Origin of the sequence: uncultured Roseobacter sp. (genome assembly GCF_947491795.1) — a bacterium.
GTDB lineage: Bacteria > Pseudomonadota > Alphaproteobacteria > Rhodobacterales > Rhodobacteraceae > Roseobacter.
Genome location: NZ_CANLKW010000002.1, coordinates 349427 through 366049 on the forward strand (window position 1 = coordinate 349427; position 16623 = coordinate 366049).

The 16623-nt window shown below is 57.5% G+C and carries 19 protein-coding genes; 8 read left to right on the plus strand and 11 right to left on the minus strand.

The annotated features are described in order from the left end of the window. Window positions 1-39 precede the first annotated feature (39 nt). Window positions 40-603, minus strand: a complete 564-nt coding sequence (locus Q1A34_RS08485; RefSeq protein ID WP_300033024.1) for a nucleotide exchange factor GrpE — start codon at window positions 601-603, stop codon at window positions 40-42. 10 nt (window positions 604-613) lie between these two features. Next, entirely contained in the window at window positions 614-1678 is a 1065-nt protein-coding gene (hrcA, locus tag Q1A34_RS08490) for a heat-inducible transcriptional repressor HrcA (protein WP_300033026.1), read from the minus strand. Window positions 1679-1791: 113 nt separating this feature from the next. On the opposite strand from hrcA, the gene rph reads away from it, so the two are divergent. Genes rph through hemW form a run of 3 tightly spaced genes read left to right on the plus strand, consistent with a single transcriptional unit; the run spans window position 1792 to window position 4263 of the window. Next, window positions 1792-2505 carry a ribonuclease PH gene (gene rph, locus Q1A34_RS08495; protein WP_300033028.1) on the plus strand — a complete coding sequence of 238 codons (714 nt, stop codon included), beginning with the start codon at window positions 1792-1794 and terminating at the stop codon, window positions 2503-2505. Then, window positions 2502-3113 (plus strand): RdgB/HAM1 family non-canonical purine NTP pyrophosphatase, encoded by a 612-nt coding sequence (gene rdgB / locus Q1A34_RS08500; protein WP_300033029.1) that lies wholly within the window; start codon window positions 2502-2504, stop codon window positions 3111-3113. The genes rph and rdgB overlap by 4 nt, the downstream gene beginning before the upstream one ends. Continuing rightward, window positions 3106-4263, plus strand: coding sequence for a radical SAM family heme chaperone HemW (gene hemW, locus Q1A34_RS08505; RefSeq protein WP_300033030.1), 1158 nt, complete (start codon window positions 3106-3108; stop codon window positions 4261-4263). The genes rdgB and hemW overlap by 8 nt, the downstream gene beginning before the upstream one ends. Here the strand turns inward: hemW and Q1A34_RS08510 are convergent. The 7 genes from Q1A34_RS08510 to hemJ all read right to left on the minus strand — a co-directional run bounded on the left by Q1A34_RS08510 (window position 4260) and on the right by hemJ (window position 11655). Further along, window positions 4260-5153: a ParB/RepB/Spo0J family partition protein gene (locus Q1A34_RS08510; RefSeq protein ID WP_300033031.1), complete on the minus strand. Its 894-nt coding sequence runs from the start codon at window positions 5151-5153 to the stop codon at window positions 4260-4262. The genes hemW and Q1A34_RS08510 overlap by 4 nt on opposite strands. A 12-nt stretch (window positions 5154-5165) precedes the next feature. Next, window positions 5166-5975 (minus strand): AAA family ATPase, encoded by an 810-nt coding sequence (locus Q1A34_RS08515; protein WP_300033032.1) that lies wholly within the window; start codon window positions 5973-5975, stop codon window positions 5166-5168. Next, the gene (rsmG, locus tag Q1A34_RS08520) at window positions 5968-6582 is read right to left on the minus strand and encodes a 16S rRNA (guanine(527)-N(7))-methyltransferase RsmG (RefSeq protein ID WP_300033033.1); all 615 of its coding nucleotides are present in this window, start codon (window positions 6580-6582) and stop codon (window positions 5968-5970) included. Before rsmG ends, Q1A34_RS08515 begins: the two co-directional genes overlap by 8 nt. Beyond that, complete coding sequence (mnmG, locus tag Q1A34_RS08525; protein ID WP_300033035.1) at window positions 6579-8450, minus strand: tRNA uridine-5-carboxymethylaminomethyl(34) synthesis enzyme MnmG; 1872 nt, start codon at window positions 8448-8450, stop codon at window positions 6579-6581. The genes rsmG and mnmG overlap by 4 nt, the downstream gene beginning before the upstream one ends. Window positions 8451-8454: 4 nt before the next feature. Further along, window positions 8455-9741: a tRNA uridine-5-carboxymethylaminomethyl(34) synthesis GTPase MnmE gene (mnmE, locus tag Q1A34_RS08530; protein WP_300033036.1), complete on the minus strand. Its 1287-nt coding sequence runs from the start codon at window positions 9739-9741 to the stop codon at window positions 8455-8457. A gap of 30 nt (window positions 9742-9771) precedes the next feature. After that, complete coding sequence (gene rho, locus Q1A34_RS08535) at window positions 9772-11079, minus strand: transcription termination factor Rho (protein ID WP_300033037.1); 1308 nt, start codon at window positions 11077-11079, stop codon at window positions 9772-9774. Between the two features lie 126 nt (window positions 11080-11205). After that, window positions 11206-11655 carry a protoporphyrinogen oxidase HemJ gene (hemJ, locus tag Q1A34_RS08540; RefSeq protein WP_300033039.1) on the minus strand — a complete coding sequence of 150 codons (450 nt, stop codon included), beginning with the start codon at window positions 11653-11655 and terminating at the stop codon, window positions 11206-11208. 400 nt (window positions 11656-12055) lie between these two features. Between hemJ and Q1A34_RS08545 the strand changes: the two genes are divergently transcribed. From Q1A34_RS08545 to dnaQ, 4 genes are read left to right on the plus strand one after another with little or no spacing between them, the layout of a single operon-like run. Next, on the plus strand, window positions 12056-12655 hold the full coding sequence (locus Q1A34_RS08545; protein ID WP_300033041.1) for a nucleoside triphosphate pyrophosphatase: 600 nt from the start codon (window positions 12056-12058) through the stop codon (window positions 12653-12655). Beyond that, window positions 12652-13485: a shikimate dehydrogenase gene (locus tag Q1A34_RS08550; RefSeq protein WP_300033043.1), complete on the plus strand. Its 834-nt coding sequence runs from the start codon at window positions 12652-12654 to the stop codon at window positions 13483-13485. The genes Q1A34_RS08545 and Q1A34_RS08550 overlap by 4 nt, the downstream gene beginning before the upstream one ends. Further along, window positions 13482-14075, plus strand: coding sequence for a dephospho-CoA kinase (coaE, locus tag Q1A34_RS08555; protein WP_300033045.1), 594 nt, complete (start codon window positions 13482-13484; stop codon window positions 14073-14075). Before Q1A34_RS08550 ends, coaE begins: the two co-directional genes overlap by 4 nt. Further along, on the plus strand, window positions 14068-14754 hold the full coding sequence (gene dnaQ, locus Q1A34_RS08560; RefSeq protein ID WP_300033047.1) for a DNA polymerase III subunit epsilon: 687 nt from the start codon (window positions 14068-14070) through the stop codon (window positions 14752-14754). Before coaE ends, dnaQ begins: the two co-directional genes overlap by 8 nt. 2 nt (window positions 14755-14756) lie before the next feature. Here the strand turns inward: dnaQ and secB are convergent, their stop codons facing one another. Then, entirely contained in the window at window positions 14757-15260 is a 504-nt protein-coding gene (secB, locus tag Q1A34_RS08565) for a protein-export chaperone SecB (protein WP_300033049.1), read from the minus strand. A gap of 59 nt (window positions 15261-15319) precedes the next feature. Further along, window positions 15320-15820 carry an FxsA family protein gene (locus Q1A34_RS08570; protein WP_300033051.1) on the minus strand — a complete coding sequence of 167 codons (501 nt, stop codon included), beginning with the start codon at window positions 15818-15820 and terminating at the stop codon, window positions 15320-15322. A gap of 104 nt (window positions 15821-15924) precedes the next feature. Between Q1A34_RS08570 and Q1A34_RS08575 the strand changes: the two genes are divergently transcribed. Continuing rightward, window positions 15925-16587 carry a Tim44/TimA family putative adaptor protein gene (locus tag Q1A34_RS08575; protein ID WP_300033052.1) on the plus strand — a complete coding sequence of 221 codons (663 nt, stop codon included), beginning with the start codon at window positions 15925-15927 and terminating at the stop codon, window positions 16585-16587. Window positions 16588-16623: the final 36 nt, after the last annotated feature.

The following is a 16623-nucleotide window of genomic DNA, read 5'->3' on the forward strand; positions in this document are numbered from 1 at the left end:
GACACTCCCGCCCCGGCCTGATCAGACAGGGCGCAGGTGTCAGCCCGCCGGCGTCGAGGACACGCCCACCTGTGCCGGGCGCAGCAGGCGGTCGTGCAGCATGAAACCTTCTGCCGCGACCTGAATGATATCCCCCGCTTTGGTGCCGGGCAGAGGTGCCTCAAACATCGCCTGGTGCAGCTTCGGATCAAAACGGTCCCCGACTTCCGGGGCAATGACCTCAATACCGTGCTTCTTAAAGACACTCAGCAACTCGCGCATGGTCAGTTCGATCCCCTCGATCAGAGCGGCATTCGCCTCTTTCTGTTCGTCGGTCACTGTCTCGATGGCGCGCTTCATGTTGTCATAGACGGGCAGAATATCGCGCGACAGTTTGGACCCGCCGTAATTCTCTGCCTCCCGGCGATCCCGGTCGGACCGTTTACGCGAGTTTTCTGCATCTGCCAGTGCCCGCATGAAACGGTCTTTGTACTCGTCACGCTCGGCCTTGACCTGTTCCAGCTCCAGCGCTTCCTCATCAATCTCTGACATTTCTTCCGCATAGGCTTCGGCCTCTGCGTCGTCGATATCATCCAGAAAATCTTCGTTTTTGGGCTCTGCCATGATCTTACCTCTAACTCCGGTCGGAGATCAGTTTTCCAACCAGCTGCGCCGTGTAATTCACAATCGGCACAATACGTCCATAGTTCAGTCGCGTGGGACCAATGACACCAACCGCGCCAATGATCTTTCGATCAGCGTTCATATATGGGGAAACCACCAGAGAGGAACCCGAAAGTGAAAAAAGTTTGTTTTCTGATCCAATAAAAATGCGCACACCGTCGCCTTCTTCGGCAAGTTCGAGGAACTCGGCGATATCACGCTTGCGTTCCAGGTCGTCAAACAGCCTCCGGATGCGCTCCAGATCCTCGCCCTCCCCATCATCGCTGAGCAGATTCGATCTGCCGCGCACGATCAGACGTTCAATCTGATCGCCCTCGCCCTCCCAGACGGCCAGCCCGGATTCCACAAGCTCCTGCGCCAGCGAATCAATTTCCTGACGGCGGGTCGAAATCTCGGTCTTCATGACCCCGTGCAGCTCGCTCAGCGTTTTGCCCTCGATCAGCGCATTCAGAAAATTCGCAGCCTCGCGCATGGAACTGGGCGTCTGCCCCGGCGGTGGGGAAAAAAGCCGGTTTTCCACATGACCGTCGGCGAAAACCAGAACGACAAGCGCCCGGTCCGGCGACAGGGAAACAAATTCGATGTGTTTGATCGGCGCCTCGCGTTTGGGCGTCATCACCAGCGATGCCCCATGGGTCACACCCGACAGGGCCGATCCCACCCGGTCCAGCAGCCCGCTGACATCCTCTGAATTCGAGGCCGCTGTGGCGTCAATCTTTTCACGGTCCGTCGCATCGGGATCACCGATTTCCAGCAAACCATCAACAAACATGCGCAGACCCATCTGCGTGGGGATTCGACCTGCGCTGACATGGGGGCTGTCCAGCAGGCCCAGATATTCCAGATCCTGCATCACATTGCGGATTGTTGCAGCGCTGACCTTTTCGCTGAAATCCCGTGTCAGCGTGCGCGAACCGACGGGCGAGCCATCTTCCAGATACCCTTCGACCACGCGCCGGAAGACTTCCCGCGAGCGCTCGTTCATCTCTCCCAGAATATTCGGCGTATCACTCATCACGGCTTCCCTGGCTGAAGCGCTATAAAAGCACAACGCAGCGGAAATTCAATCGGGGTTGCATCCCGGGCATGCGGACCTGTATCGGGAGGTGCACATTAAAAGGATATGCCATGCGCCCCTCTGGTCGTGAACTGAACGAAATGCGCGCCGTTTCGATTGAAACCGGCTTTACGAAACATGCGGAAGGCTCCGCCCTGATCAAAATGGGCGACACACATGTTCTGTGCACCGCCACGATCGAAGACAGGGTGCCGCCCTTTATCAAGGGATCAGGCCTGGGCTGGGTCACGGCGGAATACGGCATGCTGCCCCGCGCCACGAATACCCGAATGCGCCGCGAGGCCGCATCGGGCAAACAGGGTGGCCGGACCGTGGAAATCCAGCGGCTGATCGGCCGGTCCCTGCGCGCAGGTGTTGACCGCGTGGCCCTGGGCGAACGTCAGATCACCATCGACTGTGATGTTCTGCAGGCCGATGGCGGGACGCGCTGCGCCTCGATCACAGGCGGTTGGGTCGCGCTGAAACTGGCCGTCAACAAACTGATGAAGGCCGGTGACGTGATCAGTGATCCGCTGACGGATCCGGTTGCCGCCATCAGCTGTGGCATCTACGCGGGCCAGCCCGTGCTGGATCTGGACTACCCGGAAGATTCAGAGGCCGGCGTCGATGGCAATTTCATCATGACCGGCAGCAAACAGCTGATCGAAGTGCAGATGAGTGCCGAAGGTTCTGTTTTCTCGCGTGATCAGATGAACGCACTGATGGATCTGGCAGAAAAAGGTGTGGGCGAACTGGTTGCCGCACAGAAAGCTGCCACTGCATGACCCGCAAATTCGACGGCACCCGCATTCTGATTGCGACGCATAACGCCGGAAAACTTGAAGAGATGGAACAGCTCTTTGGGCCGCACGGGGTGAGCGTTGTGGGTGCCGCCGAAATGAAACTGGCAGAGCCTGAAGAAACGGAAAACACCTTTATCGGCAACGCCCGGATCAAAGCGCGCGCCGCCGTGGCCGCCACGGGCCTGCCCGCACTGGCTGACGATTCCGGGATCGAAGTCGAGGCCCTGAACAATCAGCCCGGTGTTTACACCGCTGACTGGGCCGAAACACCGGATGGGCGTGATTTCCTCATGGCCATGACTAAAACTCACACCCTGCTGGAAGAGGCCGGTGCCCCACACCCGCGGCGGGCGCGGTTCCGGGCGACCTTTGTACTCGCCTGGCCCGATGGGCATGATGAGGTCTTTGAGGGCAAGGTGAACGGCACGCTGGTCTGGCCCATCCGCGGACAAACCGGGCATGGCTATGATCCGATGTTCATGCCCGACGGCTATGACATCACTTTTGCCGAAATGGATCCAGCAGAAAAGAACCGCGTCAGCCACCGCGCCGATGCTTTCCAAAAACTGATCGCCGGTTGTTTTGGCTGAGGATTGGGAAAACGGTGGCTTTGGCCTCTATATTCACTGGCCCTATTGCGAGGCCAAATGCCCCTACTGTGATTTCAACAGCCATGTCTCGCGCCGCATAGATCAGCAGGCCTGGCGCATGGCCTATCTGTCTGAACTCCGGCGGCTGGCAGCAGAAACATCCGGGCGCGTATTGCATTCGGTTTTTTTTGGCGGCGGCACGCCCAGCCTGATGGACCCTGATACCGTGGCCGAGGTTATTGCGGAGATCGGACGTTTCTGGCCCGCTGCCAATGATCTGGAGATCACGCTGGAAGCAAATCCGGGCTCTGTCGAGGCCGCCCGTTTCAGAGCCTACCGCGATGGCGGCGTCAACCGGATTTCGATGGGCATCCAGGCCCTGAACGACGATGATCTGCGGCGCCTGGGGCGTATTCACACCGCGTCCGAAGCCATGAAGGCCTTTGACATTGCGCGCAGCACCTTTGAACGGGTCAGTTTTGATCTGATCTATGCGCGCCAGGGTCAGAACCTGGCAGACTGGCGCAGTGAACTGACCCGCGCGCTTGATATGGCTGTCGATCACCTGTCTCTCTATCAGCTGACCATTGAACAGGGCACCGCCTTTGGCGACCGCTACAACGCCGGGAAACTGAAGGGCCTGCCAGACGATGATCTGAGCGCCGACCTGTATGCCATGACCCGGGATATCTGTGGTGAAAACGGTATGCCCGCCTATGAGGTGTCCAACCACGCCCGCGACGGTGCGCAGTCGCGGCACAATCTGGTCTACTGGCGCTATGGCGATTACGCCGGGATCGGTCCCGGCGCGCATGGCAGGCTGACCCGGGGGCCAGACCGGCTGGCAACCGAATGCTGGTCAAATCCTGACAAATGGCTGAATGCCGTGGCACCCGGGACATCGGAAAAACCCAGACAGGTTCTGACCAGGTCCGATCAGGCCAGCGAGTTATTGTTGATGGGGCTGCGGCTCAGGGAAGGCGTCAGTCTTTCCCGCTATGCGGCGCTGGCGGGTCAGGAGTTATCCCAGGCTGCAATAGCAGAGCTGACCGAAATCGGCATGTTGCGCATGGCGCAGGATAGGATTATCGTTTCAGATCAAGGATTTATGGTGCTGAATGCTGTCATTTCTAGGCTTCTCAGCGACTAGTTGCCGCTGAGAATCCGGCACAGCTCATCAAGTTGTTCCAGCGTCTTGTAATGCAGCGTCACCTGACCCGTTTCGCCACCGGCTTTGTGGTTCAGTTCGACCTTCATGCCCAGCGTCGCCGACAGATCGCCCTCCAGCGCTTTGGTGTCTGCGTCTTTTTCCTGGACAGGGCGCGGCGCTTTTGGCGCGGCGCTGGCATCCCCGGACTGCTCTTTCCTGACCAGCGCTTCGGTTGCACGCACCGACAACCCGCCTTTGATCACCTGACGGGCGAGGCTCAGCGGATCATCAGCACCCAGCAGAGCCCGCGCATGGCCCGCGCTCATCTCGTTTGTGCGCACCATCTCCAGGATCGGCTCCGGCAGGTTCAGCAGGCGCAGCAGGTTGGCGATATGGCTCCGGCTCTTGCCCAGCGCCTCGGCCATCTTTTCCTGCGTATGGCCAAACTGATCCATCAGGCGGCGATAGCCCGCGGCCTCCTCGATCGCATTCAGATCAGCGCGCTGAATGTTTTCAATGATGGCGACCTCAAGGACCTCAACATCTGAAAACTCGCGTACAATCACCGGCAGCTCATGCAGCTGCGCCATCTGCGCCGCCCGCCACCGCCGTTCGCCTGCAACAATCTCATACCGACCGTCAGCCATGGCCCGGACGATCAGCGGCTGGATCACGCCTTTTTCGCGGATCGAGGCCGAAAGATCGTCCAGATCGCCTTCGGCAAACCGTTTCCGCGGCTGGTCAGGATTGGGCGTAATCCGCTCAATCGGCACCTTTTTATCCGCGGACGACGGACCGGTGCCCGCGCGCTGTTCTGTCTCTGCCACATCGGACATCAGGGCTGACAATCCACGCCCCAGACCTCTTTTTCGTTCGGTTCCACCCGCCATGACCCGCTCCCTCTAGGCTGCCTGTACCCGGTTTTTGTTCAGCACTTCGCGTGCCAGCGCGCGATAGGCCTGCGCACCTTTGGACGTTGTATCATAGGTCAGAACCGGCATCGCATAGGATGGCGCTTCGCTGACCCGCACGTTTCGCGGAATGCGCGTCTGGAACACCAGATCGCCCAGATTATCGCGGGCATCCTGTTCAACGGCGCCGGACAGATTGTTGCGCTGATCAAACATGGTCAGCACAATGCCCTCGATCCGCAGATCCTTGTTGCCCGTCTGGCGCACTTCCCGGATCGTCAGCATAAGCTGCGACAGACCTTCGAGCGCGAAGAACTCGCTTTGCAAAGGCACCAGTACGGAATGTGCCGCAATCATCGCGTTCACCGTCAGCAGGTTCAGCGACGGCGGGCAGTCAATCAGGATATAATCCAGCCGGAAATCATCCATCTGCGTCTGCCGGAGCGAATCGTGCAGCAGGAAACTGCGCTTTTCATTCGACATCAGCTCTATGTCAGCCGAGCTCAGATCAACCGTGGCCGGAACAATCATGAGGTTGGGTGTCACCGTAGGCATCACCACATCATGCAGTGGTACATCATCCAGCAACAGGTCATATGTTGTGTATTTGCGGTCTTCTACATCAATGCCGAGACCGGTTGATGCATTGCCCTGCGGATCCAGATCTATCACCAGAACACGTGACCCCGCCTCTGCCAGGGCGGCCGCCAGATTGATCGTCGTTGTTGTCTTGCCCACGCCACCTTTCTGGTTTGCTATTGCAATGATTTTCGGGCCTTGAGGACGCGACAGATCAGACACGCTTGATTTCCTTTATCTCAAGAACAGCAGCAGCGGGGTTTGAGATACTTGTATGGGATACCAGCGAAAATGACCAGGATTCCTGTGCGGCCTCGACCTCTTTTTGCCAGGTTTCGCCTTTGAAAAAAAGCGCGGTGCCCTGCGGTTTCAGATGCCTTTCCGCGTAGCCCAGCAACTGGGACAAATCTGCAAGGGCACGGGCCGATACGACATCCGCCTGCTGTGGTTCAACCGCCTCAATCCGGGCCACGTTAACGCTGGCATTCAGATCAAGCTCGCGGATGGCCGTTCGCAAAAACGCCGATTTCCGCTGGTCACTTTCGATCATCCGAACCTGGCGGGCTGGATGCGTTTCCCGCGCAAAAATGGCGACAACAACAGCAGGAAAGCCACCACCGCTGCCAATATCGACCCAGGTATCCCCGGCAGGAACCATGGGCACCACCTGGGCGGAGTCCCATATATGGCGATCCCAAAGGAAAGGAATACTGGATTTAGATATAAGATTGATCTTCGGCGTCCACTTGAGCACCAGATCATGAAAGCCTTGCAGCCGATCAGATGTTTCACGTGAAACATCGAAGGGTGGCGTTCCAATCACGCTCATGCAGACTTGCGCTTTTTGTTCTGGCGGAGACGCGCAAGGATCAGCGTCAGGGCAGCAGGCGTGATCCCATCGACACGCCCGGCCTGCGCAAGCGTTTCTGGCTGAGCTGTGGTCAGTTTAGATTGCAACTCGTTCGAAAGCCCCTCCAGTTCTCTGTAATCGAAACCTTTGGGGATTTGCAGCGCCTCGTCTTTTCGCAGCAAATCAATGTCTTTTTGCTGACGCTGGATGTAATTCGCGTACAGAGCTTCGCATTCCATCTGGCGACGCGTTTCCGAATCCACCTCTTCAAACCTCGTATCCAGACCAACCAATACGTCATAATCCACATCTGGAAACGCCAATAACTGCATCGCAGTACGCTTTGACCCATCCTGATTGACACGGATGCCCACCTGAGACGCCTGCGTCGGCGTAAAAGTCGTATCGGTCAGAACGGAACGCGCGCCCTCCAGACGATCAAGCTTATCGAGGAAAGCAGCTTTTCTTTCCTCTCCAACACATCCCAGCTCTATCCCTTTGGTTGTCAACCTCTGGTCGGCATTGTCGGCCCGCAGGGACAACCGGAACTCCGCTCTGGATGTAAACATGCGATAGGGCTCAGAAACACCCCGCGTTGTCAGGTCATCGACCATGACACCGATATAGCTCTCCGACCGTGAAAAGAGGACGGGATCCAACTCGCGCGCAGCCTGCGCCGCGTTGAGCCCCGCCACCATCCCCTGAGCCGCCGCCTCTTCATACCCGGTGGTCCCGTTGATCTGTCCGGCAAGATAAAGACCAGGAACATTTCTGAGCGCCAGAGTGGCGTCCAGCGCCCGCGGGTCGACATAGTCGTACTCGATTGCGTAGCCCGGCTGGAGGATTGTGGCATCCTCTAACCCGTAAATCGATCGGACGTAATCGTTTTGCACATCCTCGGGTAAAGACGTGGAAATACCATTGGGATACACCGTGTTCGTGGTGAGCCCTTCAGGTTCGAGGAAAATCTGGTGCGATTCCTTATCTGCGAACCGGACGATTTTATCTTCGATAGAGGGGCAGTACCGGGGACCAATCCCATCGATATGGCCGCCATACATCGCTGAACGCTCCAGGTTTTCGCGAATGATGTCATGTGTCTGGCTGTTTGTATGGGTAATCCCACAGGACACCTGGCGCGCAGATACCCCCTTTGAAAGGAAGGAGAAAAGCGTGGGTTCATCATCTCCCGGCTGATCTTCCAGCAAGTCCCAGCGGATTGTTGTGCCATCAAGGCGTGGCGGCGTGCCAGTCTTGAGACGCCCCAGAGGTAACCCGAATGAATCAATCCTCTCCGCGAGCTTTACCGATGCTTTGTCGCCCATCCGCCCACCAGAGCGGGATAAATCCCCAATATGGATAACACCGCGCAGAAACGTGCCCGTGGTCAGCACCACCGAAGTTGCACGGACCTCTGATCCATCCTGCAGAATAACGCCCGAGACACGATCTCCGACCATCAGAAAGTCGACAACTTCGCCCACAACGATCTGCAAGTTTTCCTGCTGTTTTGTTTCCCGGAGCATCTCCGACTGGTAGATCTGTCGGTCCGATTGCGCGCGCGGACCCTGAACAGCCGGCCCTTTTCTGCGGTTCAGAAGGCGAAACTGGATACCCGCCTTGTCCGCAACGCGCCCCATGACACCATCCAGCGCATCGATTTCCCGTACCAGGTGCCCTTTTCCCAAACCTCCGATGGCGGGATTGCAGGACATCACACCAATGCCTGCCTCGCTCATGGTGACAAGCGCTGTATCCGCACCAACGCGTGCCGCAGCATGGGCGGCTTCTGCACCGGCGTGTCCACCACCAACGACAAGAACATCGAATTGTTTCACGTGAAACACTCCATTACTTTCCGAGGCAGAAACTGGCAAATATCTCATCCAGCAGATTTTCTACATCAATACGCCCGATCAGCGCTTCCAAAGCACGAATCGCCGATCTGAGCTCTTCCGCTGCTATATCATAGCGCTCTGACCCCTGCGCAAGAACGCCGCGCACCGTTTCCAAAGCAAGGGACGTCCGCTCCATCGCACTGCGATGCCGTTCATGCGTCGCCAGCCCGGCATCTGCGCTGCGTTCTGTCAGGATTTCCTGAATTTGACTGACGAGTTCGGTGACACCTGCGCCGGTAGCGCCCGATATCGCACCCATCGTTTCACCTGTCAGATCTGCTTTTGGCGAAAGCACGATATCCGTTTCAGACGGCCTCATCATCAGATCACTGTCCGTTTCCACCAGAAAAACCCGCAGATCAGCAGCTTCCGCGCGCTCCATCGCGCGCTGAACACCGATGGACTCGACAACGTCATCGCTCTCGCGCAGACCGGCTGTGTCCAGAAATGTTACTGGCAGCCCTCCAAGGTCCATCCTGACCTCAATCACATCGCGCGTGGTCCCTGCGATTTCGGAAGTAATGGCGGCATCCCGACCCGCCAGGCGGTTCAGCAGCGTGGACTTCCCTGCATTGGGTGGGCCAACGATTGCCACCTCAAAGCCTGTCCGTATCCGTTCTGCAACAAAGGAGCCGGAAATCTCCGTCCGCAGATCATCCTGAACCGAGTGGATCAATTCCTGAACTTCTGGCGTCACATCAACCGGCACTTCCTCATCCGCGAAATCGATGGTTGCTTCCAGCAGCGACGCCGCACGGATAAGCGATGAACGCCACTGCTCGACCCTGTCTCCCAGATCACCGCTGAGAACCCGCAAGGCCTGCCGGCGCTGTGCTTCGGTTTCCGCGTCAATCAGGTCTGCCAGTCCCTCGACCTGCGCCAGATCCAGCCTGCCGTTTTCCAGCGCGCGGCGGGTAAACTCACCGGGCTCTGCAATCCGCGCCTGATCCAACGCGGAAAGAGTGCGCAGAACGGCCTGAACAACTGCAGTACTTCCATGCACATGCAGCTCGACAACGTCCTCCCCGGTAAAGCTGTTCGGCGCTTTAAAGGTCAGCACGAGCGCCTGGTCCAGCAGAACACCGTCGCCGTCGCGCAGATGACGCAGGGCACTCTGACGCGCGGCGGGCAAATCACCGGCTACTGTGCGGGCAATGTCCCAGGCATGCGGGCCGGAAATGCGAATGACAGAAACACCCGCACGACCCTGCGCTGTTGCCTGGGCAAATATCGTATCCATCAATCTAACCCACTGTTTTAAAACAATAAGTTATGTATTCATCGAATCGAAAAACTCTGAATTGCTCTTGGTCTGCTTCAGTTTCGACAGCAGGAACTCGATCGCATCCGTCGTCCCCATCGGGTTGAGGATACGGCGCAGCACAAAGGTTTTCTGCAGATCGATCTTGTCGACCAGAAGATCCTCTTTCCGGGTACCGGATTTGAGAATGTCCATCGCCGGGAAGACACGTTTGTCCGCAACCTTACGGTCCAGAACAATCTCAGAGTTACCCGTGCCTTTGAATTCTTCAAATATCACCTCGTCCATCCGGCTGCCGGTATCGATCAGCGCTGTGGCGATAATGGTCAGCGACCCGCCCTCTTCGATATTCCGCGCGGCGCCAAAGAAACGTTTGGGCCGCTGCAGGGCGTTGGCATCAACACCACCGGTCAGAACCTTGCCCGAAGACGGCACAACGGTGTTGAACGCACGGCCCAGACGGGTGATGGAATCGAGCAGGATCACAACATCCCGCTTGTGTTCGACCAGGCGTTTGGCTTTTTCGATCACCATGTCAGAGACGGCCACGTGGCGCGTTGCCGGTTCGTCAAAAGTTGAGGACACAACCTCTCCTTTGACCGAACGCTGCATGTCCGTCACCTCTTCGGGACGCTCATCAATCAGCAGAACGATCAGATAGCACTCCGGATGGTTGCGCTCGATTGAATTGGCGATGTTCTGCAGCAGAACTGTTTTACCGGTCCGCGGCGGGGCCACGATCAGAGACCGCTGGCCCTTGCCGATGGGTGCCACCAGATCGATGATCCGCGAAGAACGGTCCTTGATCGTGGGATCATCCGTTTCCATCGTCAGACGCTCATCCGGGTAGAGCGGCGTAAGGTTTTCAAAGGCCACCTTGTGACGGGCTTTCTCCGGGTCCTCGAAATTAATCTGTGTGACATCCACCAGACCGAAATAGCGTTCTGTGTCGTCCGGCGCCTTGATCACGCCCTCAATGGTGTCACCGGTCCGCAGAGAGTATTTGCGGATCATTTCCGGCGAGACGTAGATGTCATCGGGGCCCGGCAGATAGTTTGCCTCGGGCGAGCGCAGAAACCCAAAACCGTCCTGCAGCACTTCCAGCACACCGTCACCGGATATCTCCCAGCCCTCATCCGCGCGTTCGCGGAGGATCTGAAACATCATCTCCCCCTTGCGCATGGTGGAGGCGTTTTCGATCTCCAGGTCCTCGGCCATCGCCAGAAGATCCTTGGGGCTCTTGCGCTTCAGGTCCGCCAGGTTCAGCGTTTCAACAGGTCCGTCCTGGCCAGGTGTGTCGGTGGTGTCAGATGTCATGAGATACCCGCAGGCAGCGTCCCGCAACAAAGGGAGCCGGCCGTTATTCTGAATGTGAGGTCTGCGCCATCCCCGGACGGGGTGGTAAGCGCTGTGTAATCAGCCCGGGCGCCCGAGTCAATCTGGTCAGAACCGCACGACCACAGAGAGTACGATAACAACCATCAGAATGGTCGGTACTTCGTTCATCATGCGGTACTGGCGGCCGGTCAGCTCATTTTCTGCGCGCATGAAGTCCTTCCGGCGTTTACCCAGCCAGTGATGAAACCAGGTCATCCCCAGCACACTGGCCGCTTTGGTCCAGGGCCAGATCTCTTCCCAGCTGACGATTCCCGGCGTGAAGACAAGGCACAGACCAAAGACCCATGTTGCGACCATCGCGGGGTTCATGATTGCCCTGAGCAGTCGGCGTTCCATTGTCTGGAACATCTCGTGGGTCTCACCGCTTTGTCCGACCTGTTCTGTGTGATAAACATACAGACGGGGCAGATAAAACAGACCAGCCATCCACGCGATGACAGACATGATATGAAATGCTTTGATCCAGGGATAACCCTGAACAAGAAGGTCTGACATGGCTTTCTCCGGTCTGGTCCTCTCTTAATAATTAATAAAGAAAGAGAAAAGGATGATGATTTTGTAGGGGGACGATCTTCTGTGGATTATGGTGTTGTCCGATGTGTTCTGAACAGGTGGAAAAAACATTACGAAAATACGCACAGAATTCGTGTTTCTGAAATTACACAATTATTGCAATATGTTGTGCGGAACAGACTTCGACAAAATCCGGTGAAACCTGTGGATAGTTGAGTGGAAACTCTTTTTTGCACAGGCGCTGATTTATCCTTGTCAGACCTGTATCAAATCCCTGGTAAATCCGTGGCGAATGATGGTTTATGAACGGGGCCAACCAGGCTGCGTTTTTTCGCGAAACAACCCTTAACAAATCCTTAACACTGCACACAGGCTTATCCACATGTCCCAGCCTCTTATCCTCGCCTCCGGATCGGAAATCAGGGCTCAGCTGCTGTCTCAGGCCGGTGTCCGTCATACCGTTCTGCCCGCCCGGGTAGACGAGGACATGGTACGACAGTCACTGCAGGCCGAGGACGCATCGCCGCGTGATGTGGCGGATACCCTGGCGGAACTCAAAGCGCGTAAAGTCAGCGAAAAGTCTCCCGGTGCTCTGGTGCTGGGCTGTGACCAGGTCCTGGATCACGAGGGAGGGATTCTGAGCAAACCACAAACGCCCGACGCGGCAGTGGCCCAGTTACGTGCGATGCGGTCCGGGCGGCACATACTTCTGTCAGCTGCTGTGGTCTGCGAAGATGGCAAACCGATCTGGCGGCATGTGGGCCAGGTCCGGCTTTATATGCGCGACGCGTCGGATGAATTTATCGACGGATATGTCGCGCGCAACTGGGACAGCATCCGCCATTCCGTTGGAGCCTACAAACTCGAGGAAGAAGGCGTGCGCCTGTTCACCAGGATCGAGGGCGACTATTTTAACGTTCTGGGACTGCCTCTTCTGGAACTCCTGTCCTGGCTGACACTGCGTGGGGATCTGGAAAGATGAGCCAAAACAAAATTCCACTGGCCGGGGTGATCGGGTGCCCGATTGCGCATTCACGGTCTCCGCAGCTTCATGGCCACTGGCTGAGTGCGAATAACGTGGCCGGTTTCTATGTGCCCATGGATATTGCGCCGGATGATCTGGAAACCATGTTGCGGGCGCTGCCCAAAGCCGGGTTTGTCGGAGTAAACGTGACGATCCCGCACAAAGAGGCGGCATTGCAGATCGCCGATGAGGTGTCTGAACGGGCGCGGCTGATCGGTGCTGCGAACACGCTGACCTTTCTGCCCGACGGTCGTATCCACGCCGACAATACCGATGGTTATGGTTTTCTGACCAATCTGCGGGCCGGTGCTCCCGAATGGGAACCCGCATCAGGCCCGGCAGTTGTTCTGGGTGCCGGGGGTGCTGCGCGCGCGGTCCTTGTGTCGTTGCTGGAGGCCGGCGTGCCAAAGATTACGCTGAGCAACAGAACGCAGGCACGGGCCGAACAGTTACAGACAGAATTCGGGGACAGAATAACGGTTCAGCCCTGGGATACGATCACAGACAGCTTTCCGGCGGCGGCCCTGCTGGTGAACACCACGTCGCTGGGCATGACGGGCAAGCCGCCGCTGGACATGGACCTGAACATGCTGAACGCCCAGGCGGTTGTAACCGATCTGGTGTACACACCATTGCAGACGGGTCTGTTGCAACAGGCCGCCGCGCGGGGCTGCACCACGGTTGACGGGCTTGGCATGCTGCTGCACCAGGGCGCCCCCGGTTTTGCGCGCTGGTTTGGGGCAGAGCCCGTTGTCGATGATGCATTACGCCGGGCCGTTCTGGGATGAGTTTCGTGCTGGCGCTGACCGGGTCAATCGGGATGGGAAAATCCACAACCGCGCAGATGTTTGCCGATGAAGGCTGCGCGCTCTGGGATGCGGATGCCGCCGTGCACCGGCTCTATGCTGCGGGCGGTGCGGCTGTTGATCCTGTCGCGGCGGTCTTTCCCGATGCTGTTGTGGCGGGCGCAGTTTCACGCGACAGGCTGCGTAACATCATCAGCGCGGACCCGACAGTGCTGAAACAGATCGAAGAGATCGTGCACCCCCTGGTCGCTGCGGACAGACAAAGCTTTCTGGAAAACACCACGGCAGATATCGTCGTGCTGGATATCCCGCTGCTGTTTGAAACCGGTGGTGAGCGCATCGCGGATGCTGTCGCATGTGTCACTGTTCCGCACAAAATACAGGAAAAACGCGTTTTGGACCGGGGAACAATGACTGCCGAACAGTTCCACCAGATCCGCAATAAACAGATGCCGAACGATGAAAAATGCGCGCGTTCAGATTTTGTGATCGTAACGGATACGGTTGAACACGCCCGCGCCCAGGTGCAGAATGTGGTGAAACAGATCAGGGGCCGGGCAGCCGATGCGTGAAGTCGTTCTCGATACAGAAACCACCGGCTTTGATCCGGAATCCGGTGATCGGATTGTGGAAATCGGTGCCGTGGAACTGCAGGGTCATATGGCCACGGGCCGGACCTATCACCAGTACATCAACCCTGAACGCGCGATGCCCGAAGAAGCCTTTCAGGTGCACGGTCTGGGCGATGACTTTTTGCGCGACAAACCAAAGTTTGCCGAGGTCGGTCAGGCTTTTCTGGATTTTATCGGCGACGCGAAACTGGTCATTCACAACGCGGCGTTCGACATTAAATTCCTGAACGCAGAGCTGAAGTGGATGGGTCTGCCCCAGATCCCATGGGAGCAGGCCATCGATACCCTGGCCATAGCACGCAAACGGTTTCCCGGCTCGCCCGCTTCACTGGATGCGCTGTGCCGCCGGTTCAATATCGACAATTCGTCGCGCACGTTGCACGGCGCGCTGCTGGACAGTGAAATTCTGGCCGAGGTCTATCTGGAGCTTATCGGCGGGCGGCAGCCGGATTTCGGACTGTCGACCTCTGCACAGAAAGCGGATGGCGATACCACGCCGGACTGGTCGCCGCGCCCGCGCCCGACACCTTTGCCGTCACGTCTGACACAGAGCGAGGCCGCCGCCCATGCCGAATTTGTGGCGAAACTGGGCGACGACGCTTTGTGGGGAAAAGCCTGAGATCAGGCGTCTGCCTTTGGCGCTTCTTCGGACTGTCGACGCGCCAGCTCGTTCCGGTAAAGCGACAGGAAATCGATGTTTTCCAGGTTCAGCGGCGGGAAGCCACCGTCGCGCGTGATGTCGCTGACCACACGACGCAGGAACGGGAAAATCATGCGCGGGCATTCGATCAGCAGGAAAGGATGCAGCTGGTCATCCGGCACGTTCTCGATGTGGAAAATACCGGAATATTCGATTTCCAGCACAAAAAGCGTGACGTCGCCCTCTTTCGCCTTAGAGGTGATGTTCAGCTTGATGACTGATTCATACTGGTTCTCGGCAGAGCGCTTTTTGCCATCCAGATTGACCTGGACCTGAACGTCCGGGGTTGTATCGGCGGGCGCGCCTTTTTGTGCCATGATGTTCTCGAAAGACAGGTCACGGATGAACTGTCCCAGAACCCGCATCTGCGGTGCCTGCACCTGCTGCTGCCCGTTCGGCTGTGCTTGTGCTTCTTCGTCTGCCATTTGTTACTCCTGAAGAGAATAGAAAATCTGCGCTGGCTTAACAGCTTGGACCTTTGACCTCAATGGTCGGTCCACCCAGAGGGTTTACGGATGGTTTCAGGGTCCCGTTCCACCTCAGAATATTCGCCGTCAATGACATCACCGGCCGCGGGGCGGTTCCGGCCCGGACTCTGAGGGTGGTGTCCCGGATGCGCGCCGGTCTGGAATGTCTGCACATTGATCCGCTTGCGCACCGCGTGAAACACAGATGTCCGGAAAGCCGGAACAAGCAGCAGAAAACCGACAGCGTCCGTGAAAAACCCCGGCGTCAGCAATAAAGCGCCCGAAAACAGGATCATTGCACCGTGGACCAGGGGTTCTGTGGGATCCTGCAGTTCAGAAAATGACGACCGCAGCTGTGACATGGCTAGAAGACCCTGGTTTCTGACCAGAAATGTGCCCAGCACAGCTGTCAGGACCACAGTCACCAGCGTCCAGCCGAGACCGATCGCGCCCCCGATCTGGATAAAAAGCGTGATTTCAATCAGCGGTACTGCCAGAAAGGCTACAAACAGCCACATTTTCACCCATCCTTTCGTGGGGCCGACGGTGGACTTGACCGTGCCCCGCACCTACATAAGGGCTGTGCACAGTTGTTTCCACACGTTCCCCGCATGAGGTACCTATGAATTCGCCCCTGATACAGCTTCTGGTTCTTGCCGGCATCGCTGTTTTTCTGATCTTACGGCTGAAAAACGTGCTGGGAACCCGCGAGGGATTTGAGCAACCCCCGGCCCAGTCCCCTGTTTCGGGGCGCAGTGAACCGTCGCGCGATTTCGAAGTGATCGAGGGCGGTCCGGATCTGGACATCACAGACCACGTTGAGGAAGACAGCCCGGCAGCGCAGGCACTGGCCGACATGAAACGTATTGAGCCGTCGTTCAGCGTGACAGAATTCCTGGGCGGCGCGCGCGGTGCCTATGAGATGATCGTCATGGGGTACGAAAACGGTGATCTGGATGCGATCCAGCCCTTTATCGCCGAGGACATCTACGATTCCTTTGTGGAAGGTGTTGCCGCCCGCGAAGATCAGGGTCTGACCATCGAGGCGAACTTTATCGGCGTGCGTGAACTGAAACTGGTGGATGCCACCCTGGACCCGGATACAAACGAGGCCGAATTGACCATCCGCTTTACCGGTGAGCTGACATCTGCCGTGCGCAATGCCGAAGGTGAGATCATCGAGGGCAGCACCTCTGAAGTGAAGCGGCAGAAAGATACATGGTCTTTTGCCCGGGTGATGGGCGCGGATGATCCGAATTGGCAGCTCGTATCCACAGACGCCTGACGTCTGCAGCTGCAGGGGTCTGGCTGGGCGTTTGCG